This window comes from Bacillus sp. FJAT-27251 (genome assembly GCF_001273925.1).
Taxonomy (GTDB): domain Bacteria; phylum Bacillota; class Bacilli; order Bacillales; family Cytobacillaceae; genus Mesobacillus_B.
This window is the reverse complement of the sequence record NZ_LIGG01000001.1, coordinates 852,374-864,789: the sequence shown is the minus strand read 5'-3', so window position 1 is coordinate 864,789 and position 12,416 is coordinate 852,374. Positions and strand designations below refer to the sequence as shown.

The following is a 12,416-nucleotide window of genomic DNA, read 5'->3' as shown; positions in this document are numbered from 1 at the left end:
TCCCCTCCGCATTGATGACAATTGTCATGTGAAAAGGTGACAGAATCCACTAATCCAAATGCTTCCATCAATTTAAAATGAAGATACATACAGCGGAGGTGGCGAAATGGAACACATCTTACAAATGAACAAGGTCACAAAGGAATTCAAGAATAAAACGGCAGTGGACAATGTTTCTTTTACAATCGGCAAAGGGGAAGTTGTCGCGATCCTCGGCCCGAACGGGGCTGGCAAAACGACCTCCATCATGATGATGCTTGGTCTGCTGGAGCCAACAAGCGGAAGCGTCAGGCTGTTTGATAAGCATCCAAAAGAAAAAAGGGTACGCGAAAAAATCGGGGCGATGCTTCAGGAGGTAAGTGTGATCGATGCTCTAAAAACCAGGGAAGTAATCCAGCTATTCAGGAGCTACTATCCCTCCCCAATGCCGTACCAGGAGCTGATTACCCTGACAGCATTGAGTGACGATGAACTGGAAAAGCGGGCCAATAAACTGTCCGGCGGCCAAAAAAGGCGGCTCGGCTTTGCGCTCGCGATGGCGGGAGATCCGGAACTGCTGTTTTTTGATGAACCGACGGTTGGCCTGGACGTAACCTCCAGGAAGCTTTTCTGGGAAAGTGTTAAACATCTCCAGGAAAAAGGCAAAACAATCCTTTTTACGACGCATTATTTGCAGGAGGCAGAGGATGCCGCGGGGCGGGTGATCCTGTTTGCCGGCGGCAAGATTATCGGCGACGGCACCCCAAGGGAAATCACCGCCAAACTGACGAGGCAGTCTGTTTCCTTTGCCGCAAATTCACTGATTTCCCTAACAGAACTAAACAGCCTTCCACATGTCAGCGGCGTGTATGAGAAGGACGGGCGCATCAGCCTCGTGACCGAGGACAGCGACGCTGTTCTGGCAGCCCTTTTCAAAATGGGCCTTCCTGTCTCCGACATTCAAATTCAGCGAGGCAAACTTGAAGATGCATTTGAACAATTGACCGCCAATAAGGAGGCCGTCTAAGATGAAAGCTTTCATGATGCAGTGCAAAGTCGAGGTCATCCGAATCCTGAGAAACCCCTATTACGTCTTCTGGTCCCTGGCCATGCCGCTTCTGTTCTATGTCGTTTTTACGAAGATCTTTCATACCCCGGTCGATGACCAAAAAGTTTGGCAGGCACATTACCTGATGAGCATGACTGCTTTCAGCCTAATGGGGTCGGGCATCATGACCCTTGGAATCAGGCTGGTCGAAGAGAGGGCACAAGGCTGGTCGGTACTGATGAAAGTCACGCCGCTGCCGGACCACTCCTACTTCATCGCCAAAATGGCTGGCCAGACCGTCATCCATATGATCTCGATTATCGTGATTTTTGTGGTGGGAGCAGTCGCCAACGGCATATCCCTTTCGGCTGGGCAATGGCTGTCAAGCGGACTATGGCTTCTGGCAGGATCGTTCACGTTCATGGCAGTCGGTACACTGGTTGGCACGATGAAAAAGGTGGATACAGCGTCAGGAGTGTCCAATGTGATTTATATGCTCCTGGCCATCACAGGCGGCATGTGGATGCCGATGGAAATCATGCCGGATATCATCCAGAATATCGGCAAATGGCTCCCTGCTTATCATTTTGGGAATGGAGCATGGGAAATCGTCCGCGGCGGAAGCCCGGAATGGATGAATATCATTCTTTTATATGGGTATCTTTTCCTGTTCGTGTTACTATCAAGTTATGTAAGGAGACAACAGGAAGCGGCGGTGTAAGATTTATGGGKGAAAAGAAAAGGAAGTTTGAGATTTTCCCTGCTAAGTATGGTTTTTTTCCATATGTATTCCTTGTCTACCTGTTCATGCCCTTTTACTATGTGGCAGAAGAAGAGGGTTGGAAAATGGCTTTTGGCTATCTGCTTCTGCTGCTTTTCCTAGTGAGCTACCGGCAGCTGTATGCTTCATTTGGAAAAAAGAGCTACACTCCCTGGCTTGTTGTCCAGGTGGGCATAATTCTCGTCCTTTCCATCTTTTATAATCTGAATTCCCTATTTTTGGGCTTCTTCCCGGCCAACTTTATCGGCTGGTATGACGACAAAAAGAAATTTTACCGGGCCTTATGCCTGTTTGCCCTCGCGATTTCCGCGCCCGTTTTGGTCCATCTGGATGGAGTCATCCAGGAAAGGGCCTATTATTTCGCTATCTTCATCTTCATCATGCTGATTTCCCCCTTCGGCATCCGTTCGATGAACAGCCGCATGGAGCTGGAGCGGAAGCTGGATGAAGCCAACGAGCAGATCAGGGAGCTTGTCAAGCAGGAAGAGCGGATGCGCATCGCCAGGGACCTGCATGATACGCTTGGCCATACTTTGTCGATGATCACGCTGAAAAGCCAGCTGGTCCATAAACTGATCAGCAAGGATAGTGAAAAGGCAAAGCTTGAGGCGAAGGAGATCGAAAGAACATCGCGTTCCGCGCTGAAACAGGTGAGGGAGCTTGTCTCGGACATGCGGGCGATCACCGTGGCCGAGGAACTGGTTGAGGCGGAATCCATCCTCGAGGCCGCCGGGATTAGGCTTGAGTTTGATGGGGACTCAAAGCTTGAAGGAGTTCCGGGGCTGACACAGAACATCCTCAGCATGTGCCTGCGCGAGGCGGTGACCAATGTGGTCAAGCACAGTGCGGCATCAGCCTGCAGGATCCAGCTGTCGAAGGGCGAGGGGGAAATCCTCCTGTCCGTCATGGACGATGGCAAAGGCTTTAGCGGAGAAAGCTCTGATGGAAATGGCTTAAAAGGCATCCAGGAAAGGCTGCGATTGATTGATGGAAGACTGTCGGTCGCTTCAGGGCAAGGAGCGCAGTTGTACATTGCGGTCCCACTTATTGTAAAAGAAAAAAGGGCGGGTGCAGGATAATGATAAAACTGATGATTGCCGAGGACCAGGGAATGCTGAGGGGCGCTCTTGGCTCCCTGCTGTCATTTGAAGACGACCTCGAGGTAATCGGCCAGGCGGCCAATGGCAACGAAGCACTGGAAATGATCCTTTCGCTTCAGCCGGATGTCTGCCTCCTCGATATCGAAATGCCCTACAAAAGCGGGCTGGAAGTGGCGGAAGCAATCAAAAGGCTTCATTCGCCATGCAAGGTGATCATTTTAACCACCTTCGCTCGTCCGGGCTATTTTGAACGGGCGGTAAAAGCCGGAGTCCATGGCTATCTTTTGAAGGATGGCTCAAGCGACGAGCTTGCCGAGTGCATCCGCAGCGTGATGAAAGGAAAGCGTGAGTTTGCCCCCGAGCTTATCTTCGGAAGCATGAAGGAAGACAATCCGCTGACAGAACGGGAACAGGAGGTCCTGAAGCTTGCCTCCGAAGGGTGTACCTCAAAGGAAATCTCCGCCCGCCTCTATCTGTCAGCAGGGACGGTCCGCAACTATATGTCCGAGATCCTCAATAAACTGGACGTGAAAAACCGGGTCGAAGCCGTGACGGTTGCAAAAGAAAGAGGCTGGATTCGCTAGAGGACGCCAGTTCCAACTAGAGTTGGAGCTGGTTTTCTTTTGCGCGAAATATGACAAGGCTTCCTGGCKGGCAGCATCTTTATATGCGGTATTTCATAAGATTGTGTCGAAAGAGCTAAAGCTATATACCTATTATTGTTGGTCTTTGTCGAAAAATACCTATAAAATATCAAGTTTATTCCAATTTAAAACGGGTATTTTAGGTCTAAACACCCATCTTTCCCCAATTTACCCGGCGATTGTTCTCCTTGACTGGTGGATATTGTAAGATATTTATATACTAAGAGCCAATTTTCACTGAATATTCATATTTAACTATTGCATTTTACATAATACCCAGAATAAGCAAAAAGCCAGGCTTCATGGGAAACTGGGCAGCAGCATGGATACATTGGCAAATAGGGAGAGATAGATTGTGATACTGACATTGTTTGACCGGGATAAAGCGTTCAACCTGGTCCTGCCGGAGCGGGTAACCGGAAGGTATGTGCTCACCACCGAGGATGAGGATGGGAATCCGGTGGAGCTGATGGCCGTCGAAGCCGAGGAAGGGCAATGGCACCTGAAATCCAATAAAAATGCCTGCCTAAAAAATGAGCAGCAGGAAATCCTCGGCAGAACAAGGCTTGAGCCTTTCAAAACCTATACGATTCACCGCGGAGATCCCAAGTCGTCTTCAGCCCTTCTGTATGTGGAGCCGCCAACCCAGGGCCGCAACCAATATACAAAGCATACGGCTATTGCCAATATCATCAAAATTGGCCGCTCAAAGGAAAACCATATCTGCTTTTCCAACAAGCTGGTGTCTGGTTCACACTGCATCATCCACTACACTCCGGACGGACAGGCGGTCATCAGGGACCTCGATTCTTCGAATGGAACGTATGTGAACGGTGAGGCCATCAAGGAAAGGCAGCTTGAGGTTGGCGATGTGATTTTGATTATGGGCCTGAAGATCATCTTCAACGGCCGATTGCTCAGCCTGAACAATCCGCATGGTGCGGTGTTCCTCGACAGCCGTGCGCTTGAGCCGTTCCTCCCCGAAAAGCCTGTCATCGAAGAAGAAACAGAGCTTGAAGAATTTGGCCTTTCTCCCGAAAAGGAAGGATTGTTTTACCGCTCGCCCCGCTTCAAGCGCGACGTCTCAACGGCGCTGATTAAAATCGMCCCGCCGCCGCAGCAGCCGAACCCGGATGAAACGCCGCTTGCGCTCCTGATTGGGCCGTCGGTCACGATGGGGATGGCGTCACTGTTCACCGCCCTGATCATGATCCAGAATGTGACGAGCAATAACGGCGATATGAGGATGGCGCTGCCAATGCTGGTGATGAGCATTTCGATGCTGATTGGGACCGTTCTCTGGCCGATTTTGACAAAGAAGTATGAAAAGAAGAAAAAGCTCAAACAGGAAAAGCACCGCCAGGAAAAGTACTCAGCCTACCTGGAAGAAATGAAACACGTGATCGAGAAGGAATGTGCATACCAAAGCGAGATTCTTCACGAGAACCATGTGACGCTCGATAATTGTATCGGCAGAATCAAAAACCGCGAGCGGAACCTGTGGGAGCGGGGCATCGGCCAGGACGACTTCCTGAAAATCCGCCTTGGGCTCGGGAACCTGCCGCTGAACGCCGACATCCGCTATCCGGAGAAAAAATTCCAGCTTGAAGACGACAATCTCCAGGACAAGCTGTACGAGCTTGCTTCTGCGCCGAAAGTGCTGAAAAACGTCCCGGTCACCCTGTCGCTCACCGAAGACCAGATTACTGGCATCATTGGCAGCAGACAGGAAGTCAAAGATTTCGTCAAAGGCATGATTTTCCAGCTTGCTTCGCTGCACAGCTATGACGAACTGAAGCTGGTGTTTTTGTATGACGACAGCGAGCAGGAGGACTGGAAGTTTGTCAAATGGCTGCCGCATGTATGGAATGACAGCCATAACGTCCGCTTCATCGCCACCGACCCAAGCGAGGCGAAGGAGCTTTCCGCTTATTTTGAAAAAGAGATCACCGCTGAGGAAGCGCAGCACCAGCACACCGTCGTGTTCTCGATGAGCAAAAGCCTCGCGTCCAAAGCGGAATTGGTCAACCTGCTGTTAAAAGATAAAAGCGTTGAAGGGTACAGCCTGATTGCTTTGTATGACGAGCTGCAAAACCTGCCGAAGGAATGCTGCAATGTCATCGAAGTGAATGGCAGGGAGTCGAAAATTTACGACAAAGACGACATCTCGGGCAAATACATAGGATTCCACGCAGAAGTTTTGAAGGAAGACGCCGAGGAGCTGGCCGTCACGCTTGGCAACATCCAGCTGGCACTTTCCCAGGAAGCGTATGTGCTGCCGGAAATGCTCACCTTCCTCGAAATGTTCGGCGTCGGCAAGATTGAGCACCTGAACGCCTTGACGCGCTGGAAGGAAAACAATCCGACCGTGAGCATCGAAACGCCGATCGGCGTCGACAACTCCGGGGAGCTGTTCAAGCTTGACCTTCATGAAAAATATCATGGCCCGCACGGCCTGATTGCCGGGATGACCGGCTCCGGGAAGAGTGAGTTCATCATGACGTTCATTCTGTCTCTCGCCGTCAACTACCATCCGGACGAAGTCGCCTTCATCCTGATCGACTATAAAGGCGGCGGCATGGCGAATGCGTTCACCGACCTGCCGCACCTGGCCGGGACGATCACCAACCTCGACGGAGCGGCCGTCAACCGCTCGCTGATCTCGATCCAGAGCGAGCTGAAGCGGCGCCAGAATATTTTCAGCCAGACAGGAAGGGACCTGGACCAAAGCAATATCGATATCTATAAATATCAGAAACTATATCGCGAAGGGCTTGTCACCGAGCCGCTGCAGCATTTGTTCATCATTTCCGACGAGTTTGCCGAACTCAAGTCGCAGCAGCCGGAATTCATGGAGCAGCTTGTCTCAGCGGCGCGGATTGGCCGAAGCCTTGGCGTCCACCTGATCCTTGCCACCCAGAAGCCATCCGGTGTCGTCGATGACCAGATCTGGAGCAACAGCAAATTCCGGATTTCGCTAAAAGTCCAGGAAAAAGCGGATTCCATGGAAGTAATCAAGCGCCCGGACGCAGCCGAGCTGTCGACAACAGGCCGCTTTTACCTGCAGGTCGGGTTCAATGAATTGTTCGAGCTTGGCCAGTCAGCCTGGGCCGGGGCTCCGTATTATCCGTCCGACAAGGTTGAAAAGTCGAAGGATGACAGCATCGTCGTCATCGATGAGCTGGGCCGCGTCGTCAAAAGCGCGCGCATCGACCGCCGTAAAAATATCGCCGAAAATCCGCCGAAGCAGATTGACGAAATCACCGACTATCTCGCCAATCTGGCCCAGCAGGAAAACATCTCGGTCCGCCAGCTGTGGCTCGAGCCGATTCCGGCGCGGATTTATCTTGATGAATTAAAAACAAAATATGCTTCGCACCTGGAGCAGCAGCCGGCTCATGCCGAAGTGGCTGCCGCCTCGGAAACCGGAGGAACAGCAGCATCGCGAACCGGAACGCAAACTGCATCGCAAACCGGAACGCAAACTGCGGTGGGTACCGGAATGCAATCACCGACTGCAAGGACGAAGAATTTCATCCTCAACCCGGTCATCGGCGAGTACGACGACCCGGCGAACCAGCGCCAGATGGTGATGAAGATGCCGATCACACGGGACGGAAATGGCATCATCTACGGAGTGGCCGGCGGCGGGAAGACGACGATGATCGCGACGATGATTTATTCGTTGTTGGAGGAGCACACGCCGGAGGAAGTGAATTTTTACCTGCTCGACTTCTCGGCGGAGACACTATCCTGGTTCCGCGAGGCGCCGCATGTCGGCGATGTGATCCTTTCGCATGAAAGCGAGAAAATCAGCAATCTGATGAAAATGCTCGCCGACGAAATCGATACCCGCAAGAAACTTCTCGGGATGTATGGCGGCGACTTTGTGACCTACAACAAGCTTTCGGAGGAAGGCCTGGCGTCCATTGTCGTCGTAATCCATAACTACTCCGCATTCGCTGAAATGTACGAAAGCCAGGAAGAACAGATTTCCTTCTTGACGCGCGAGGGCGTGAAATACGGCATTTATTTTATCCTTACAGCAAGCAATACCGGTGCCGTCCGCTACCGCCTGCTGCAGAATTTCAAGCAGCTGTACGTGCTGCAGCTGAACGACATGTCCGAGTATTCGGGAATCCTCGGCAGCACCGACGGCGTGTATCCGTCCAAATTCAAGGGGCGCGGCGTGTTTAAAACGGACGCCGCCTATGAGTTCCAGACATCCTTGATCACCAGGGTGACCAGCAATATGTACCAGTTCATCACGGACTATTGCCGCGAACTGGCCTCTTCATGGAATGGCCCTGCAGCAAAACGGGTGCCAATTCTGCCTGAAAGGGTCGACTCTCAGTACCTGCAGGGCGACCTGCTTGACCGCAGGGGCCGCCTCGCGGTTGGAATCGAAAAGAATTCGCTCGCTGTCAGCCGGTTTGATGTGAAAAATGAATATATTTCTGTCGCAGCTGCCGCAAGCAGCGACATGACAGCGCTGTTCATGCAGGGCGCGGCCGAAGCGCTCTCGTCGCTGAAGGACGGAAAGGTGATCGTCCTTGATGGCAGCCAGCAGTTTGTTTCCGACGAAAACCGGCTGTACGAGTATGCCGCACAGCCGGCTCAGTGTGAGAGCCAGGTGGTGCAGCTGTTTCATGAGCTTGTGTACCGCAACAATACGAACAAGGACCGGATGGTGGAAGGGCTTGAGCCGCTTCTGTTTGATAAAATCACCATCCTGCTCCACGCGTACAGTGACCTCCTGCTCTCCTTGTCGCCGGATGCCCAGGACAAGCTCAAGGTCTTTCTCGAAAAAGGCAGCGGCCTGAATGTCCATGTGCTCCTGTCCGACAGCAGCGACAGAATGAGCGGCTACTCGTTCGAAAGCTGGTTCAAGCAGCATGTATCGCTTAGCGATTTTATCTGGATCGGCAGCGGCATCGCCGACCAGTTCATCCTTAAGGCGAAAATCTCCACCGATATGTACGGCGAAGTTCCCGAAGGTTTCGGCTATGTGGTCGCAAAAGGCAAGCCAGTGCTTGTCAAAATGCTAGCGACATCACTGGAGCTGGATGAGGAGGCTGTTTTTTACGGGTGAAATAAGTGTTTCATGTGTAACAGGCAGATGCATGGATGGAAGGCAGATGTATGGATGACAGCAGATGCATGGATGACAGGCAGATGCGGCCGCCGCTTTTGTACAGTGGCAGCCAAAAGCCTGCGAATAGGAAGGTGAAATTTCATGGATAAGGTGCTGGTCGAGGTGTACGTTCCGGCCGCGGAAAAGGAGTTTGACGTGTTTTTGCCGCTTGAGAGCAAGCTGTATGAAGTGCTCCACCTGCTCGCCGGAACGCTGACGGAGCTGTCGGACGGCCATTTTGCGGCCACTCCCGACACCATCCTCTGCGACCGCAGCAACGGGGAAATTTTAAACATCAACTGTACCGTCGGCGAGAACAGGCTCGCCAACGGGACGAAATTGATGCTGATTTAACGGGCGGGGCACTAAAGCCTTCGCTCAGAAAGAGTAGGAAGGGTGCTATATGGGTCTAGCAAGAATCGCCATTATCATTTTTTTAGTCATGATTGGGGGGACCGGCTGCATGCAGTCAGAAGGTGAGATTATCAGCTACCTGGAAGAAAAATATAACAGCAAGTTTGTGGCCGAGGGCGGCAAGGAAGGGAGCGACCTGTTCCCGGACATGTACGGGAAGGACCAGATCGTCGCCCATCCGGAAGGAAATGACAAGCTTGTGTTTTTGGCGGGGGAAAGCAAAACACAGGAAGGCGGCTTTTTTGACCGCTACCCGCTCGCCAAGTGGTCGAACGAGCTGGACGAAAAATACAGCGATGCTGTCGCCAAAGAGTTTGGCAGTGATGCCCAGTTCAAAACGCTGCTGTATGTCCAGGGCGACAATTACAGCGCCGATATGATGGATATGTCTGCAGAAGACTATTTTAAAAGCAACCAGGAAGCGCTCGTCACCTTGAACATCGGAATCAAGACGGCCGGCGAGCCGAACGTGGATGAGTACCTTGACGGCATCTACTCCCTGCAGCAGCAGCTGAAGGAGCTGGGAGTGGAGAGCTATGGCGTCACCGTAGGGTTTGTGGATGAATCCGAAGACATTTCCAACTATATCCGCACTTCAAATGTGAACAACCTGCCATGGTCCAACCTGGATGCGAAGGTGTATGGAACGATCATGATCGACAATCTGCTCGACATTCAAAGTCCGGAGCAAATAAAAGAATATTACGAACCAATAGAGGGGTGAGCGCATGTCCCTTGATCGACTGACAGATGAAGAAAAGCATGTCCTCCTGACCCTCTCGTATGTGGACCTGCCGAACAACCAGCGTCTTGAAGGCAAGAGTCTTGAGCAAATCTGGCAGACTGCCAAATACAATTTTGATGAAAAAGATGACACGTATCATACGCTGAATGACTTTATTACCAGCGTAAACTTTGAAAATTCGAATCTAAGCGGGATCACTCTGGTCGGCTATGAAAATTTCAATCCGAACGAAATGAATAATTCCAAGGGTAAATCGGACTCCGGTTTTGTCGGCTACGCCTTCAAAGATTCGGAGGATAATAGTGTCGCGATGTTCCGCGGCAGCGAATCGATGGGGAACTTCGGCCACCTCAAAACCGACTGGTCGTCCAACCTTGAAGCCGGGGTCGGCATCCCGATCCAGCAGCAGAACGAGGCGAACGCTTTTTACCGGAACTATATGGGGGACCTTGACGGCGAAAGGCTGGTGCTTGGCCATTCAAAGGGCGGCAATCTGGCTTCCCATGTGTTTGTGCACAACCTGGATGACAACCTGAAATCATACGTGATTAATGCAGCTCCGCTGTACTGGTGGGACCTTTCCGACCGGCAGAAGGAAGCGCTGAAAGGCGACCGCAACGAATTCATCGTGTTCAAGTTCGACCCCGTATCGCAGCTCGGCTATGTTCCATACGTTGATAGAACGGTGGGTACGAAGCCGCGCGACAACATCTTCCAGCTGCTCAACCCGTTTTATACTCATGGGCTGGCGGCTGTGGGCGGCTTTGACCATAAAGGCAATTTTGACCGCTCGGAAAAAGGGGCGAACTGGTCGCGGGACGGCATCAATTATCTGACCGCAGGGCTCGTGTTCGGCGCGTCGATGACCAATCCGGTTTTGTTAAAAAAGGCCTCGATTTACGTGCAGAATGTGACGCCGTATATCATGGCGGCCGCGGCCAAGGGGCTGGCGAGGACAGCCAAATTCCTGCGCGACGAGTCGATCAGGCTGGTTGCAGGGCTGCAGCAGATGAACCAGGCCCTGAGAAGCAGGCTGAATTCGTTCTTTGATGATGTGGCCAAGCAGGCGGCGGGGCTGGTTGCGGGGCTTGCCGGGCTGATTTCAGGGGGCAGTGCAAGTGCGGCCTACGTAGAGCCCGTGATTTCCGTGGACATCGGCCGGCTGAAGTACTATGCCGACCGCCTGCAGAACCTGAAGCGGCGGACGGCGCACCTGAACGAAATGATCGACAGCCTGTACTGGGAAGCCGGCATCCTAGGGCTGACCCATGTGCTGCGGGCTGACATCAGCACATCCTTTGACCACCGGATCACCCAGAGCATCTCCTACCTGAACAACACCGCCAACCTGCTGCAGCGCAATGAACGCTATCTTGCGCAGCAAGCCCATAGTGTGCGGACTTAAAGGAGGAAGAACGATGGAAGTGAAAAAAATGGACGCCAAGCTGAAAGGCAAGGTGAACCGGATCATCTCCGAGTCCTACAGCATCGCCCGCGAACTCGAGGACATCGCCCAGGGCATCCAAAGCGAGTTCAAAGGCATCGGCTCGGCCCAATGCGCCTCCAGTTTGCGCAGTGCCGCGCAGAAATACCGGAACGTGTCGAGTGAATTGCGGAGGATATAGGGGGGGTTGCGAAGGGTTTTGTACTGAAGCTGCTTTGCTCTTGTGAAAAGCACTTCTGAATCAGGAAGAAAAACGGTGGTTTTGCATTTATTCCTGATTTCGATGGATATATTCCTGATTGTGGTGAACTTATTCCTGATTGTAGTGAATTTATTCCTGATAATGCCAGATATATTCCTGATTTCCTCTGTTTTATTCCTGATAGCAGGACCCAGCCTATTTTAAGGAGGTGAAAAAAATGTCAAGATCGATCATGGTAGAACCATCACGGCTTGAGAATGCTGCCAACCGCATTGACCAGCAGGCGGCGGACTACGAGAGAACCTACAAGGCGCTTTTCAGCGAAGTCGAAGGAATGGGCGCGGCGTGGCAAGGGACGGATAACACCGCCTATGTCAGCCAGATCAAAGGCTTTCAGGATGACTTTGTCAAAATGACCAACCTGATGCGCCAATATTCCGAGTTCCTGAAGCTCAGCGCGAAAACATACCGCGAAACGCAAAACGAAGTCATCAACCAGGCGCGCAGACTGTCCAACTAATCAGCAAGCCTATTGCATAAAGAGGAGGTGGAACCTATGGCAGGAGAAGGAATTAAAATTACCCTCGGCGAGGTGAGCAATACCGCTGGCCAGATTCGCACACTGAACCAGCAGCTTTCCATGAAACTCGAGGAAATGAAAAAGGAAATGAACCAACTGGCGTCAACCTGGAATTCCGATTCGTCCAACACCATCCGCGGCAACTTCAACGCACTCGCACCGCGCTTTGAAGAATATCGCCAGGTGGTCGACAGCTATGCGAAATTCCTCGACAACACCGTAACCAACTACAACCAGGCTGAGACAGCGATTAATAATAATGCGAGTTCGTTTAAGTAGTGTGCTGTGGTTTGGGTGACGGGCGAGGTTCAATGTGCCCTGAAACGGTAATTCGGGTCACGATGA

Annotated in this window: 11 protein-coding genes; all 11 read left to right on the top strand. The window is 52.0% G+C overall.

Annotated features, from left to right (window positions below; genetic code table 11):
• Window positions 1-106 precede the first annotated feature (106 nt).
• The 11 genes from ADU22_RS04035 (at window position 107) to ADU22_RS03985 (ending at window position 12,350) form a co-directional block, all read left to right on the top strand.
• Entirely contained in the window at window positions 107-1,006 is a 900-nt protein-coding gene (locus ADU22_RS04035) for an ABC transporter ATP-binding protein (RefSeq protein WP_053361029.1), read from the top strand.
• Between the two features lies 1 nt (window position 1,007).
• Entirely contained in the window at window positions 1,008-1,748 is a 741-nt protein-coding gene (locus ADU22_RS04030; protein ID WP_053361028.1) for an ABC transporter permease, read from the top strand.
• 5 nt (window positions 1,749-1,753) lie between these two features.
• Entirely contained in the window at window positions 1,754-2,887 is a 1,134-nt protein-coding gene (locus tag ADU22_RS04025) for a sensor histidine kinase (protein WP_053361027.1), read from the top strand.
• Window positions 2,887-3,492 carry a response regulator transcription factor gene (locus ADU22_RS04020; protein WP_053361026.1) on the top strand — a complete coding sequence of 202 codons (606 nt, stop codon included), beginning with the start codon at window positions 2,887-2,889 and terminating at the stop codon, window positions 3,490-3,492. The genes ADU22_RS04025 and ADU22_RS04020 overlap by 1 nt, the downstream gene beginning before the upstream one ends.
• Before the next feature lie 415 nt (window positions 3,493-3,907).
• Complete coding sequence (gene essC, locus ADU22_RS24130; RefSeq protein ID WP_053361025.1) at window positions 3,908-8,644, top strand: type VII secretion protein EssC; 4,737 nt, start codon at window positions 3,908-3,910, stop codon at window positions 8,642-8,644.
• A 165-nt stretch (window positions 8,645-8,809) separates the two neighbouring features.
• Entirely contained in the window at window positions 8,810-9,040 is a 231-nt protein-coding gene (locus ADU22_RS04010; RefSeq protein WP_231687843.1) for a methyltransferase, read from the top strand.
• 49 nt (window positions 9,041-9,089) lie between these two features.
• Window positions 9,090-9,824 (top strand): hypothetical protein, encoded by a 735-nt coding sequence (locus tag ADU22_RS04005; protein WP_053361023.1) that lies wholly within the window; start codon window positions 9,090-9,092, stop codon window positions 9,822-9,824.
• A 4-nt stretch (window positions 9,825-9,828) separates the two neighbouring features.
• Window positions 9,829-11,250 carry an Mbeg1-like protein gene (locus ADU22_RS04000; RefSeq protein WP_053361022.1) on the top strand — a complete coding sequence of 474 codons (1,422 nt, stop codon included), beginning with the start codon at window positions 9,829-9,831 and terminating at the stop codon, window positions 11,248-11,250.
• 13 nt (window positions 11,251-11,263) lie between these two features.
• Entirely contained in the window at window positions 11,264-11,470 is a 207-nt protein-coding gene (locus tag ADU22_RS03995) for a hypothetical protein (RefSeq protein WP_231687842.1), read from the top strand.
• Window positions 11,471-11,708: 238 nt separating this feature from the next.
• Window positions 11,709-12,011: a WXG100 family type VII secretion target gene (locus ADU22_RS03990; protein WP_053361021.1), complete on the top strand. Its 303-nt coding sequence runs from the start codon at window positions 11,709-11,711 to the stop codon at window positions 12,009-12,011.
• A gap of 36 nt (window positions 12,012-12,047) precedes the next feature.
• Window positions 12,048-12,350: a pore-forming ESAT-6 family protein gene (locus ADU22_RS03985; RefSeq protein WP_053361020.1), complete on the top strand. Its 303-nt coding sequence runs from the start codon at window positions 12,048-12,050 to the stop codon at window positions 12,348-12,350.
• The last annotated feature ends 66 nt before the right edge of the window (window positions 12,351-12,416 follow it).

Bases quoted from the DNA above. Each gene is read 5' to 3' on its own strand.
- ADU22_RS04005 (WP_053361023.1), top strand. From the start codon at position 9,090: ATGGGTCTAGCAAGAATCGCCATTATCATTTTTTTAGTCATGATTGGG.
- ADU22_RS04035 (WP_053361029.1), top strand. From the start codon at position 107: ATGGAACACATCTTACAAATGAACAAGGTCACAAAGGAATTCAAGAAT.
- ADU22_RS04020 (WP_053361026.1), top strand. From the start codon at position 2,887: ATGATAAAACTGATGATTGCCGAGGACCAGGGAATGCTGAGGGGCGCT.
- ADU22_RS04030 (WP_053361028.1), top strand. From the start codon at position 1,008: ATGAAAGCTTTCATGATGCAGTGCAAAGTCGAGGTCATCCGAATCCTG.
- ADU22_RS04000 (WP_053361022.1), top strand. From the start codon at position 9,829: ATGTCCCTTGATCGACTGACAGATGAAGAAAAGCATGTCCTCCTGACC.
- ADU22_RS03995 (WP_231687842.1), top strand. From the start codon at position 11,264: ATGGAAGTGAAAAAAATGGACGCCAAGCTGAAAGGCAAGGTGAACCGG.
- ADU22_RS03990 (WP_053361021.1), top strand. From the start codon at position 11,709: ATGTCAAGATCGATCATGGTAGAACCATCACGGCTTGAGAATGCTGCC.
- ADU22_RS03985 (WP_053361020.1), top strand. From the start codon at position 12,048: ATGGCAGGAGAAGGAATTAAAATTACCCTCGGCGAGGTGAGCAATACC.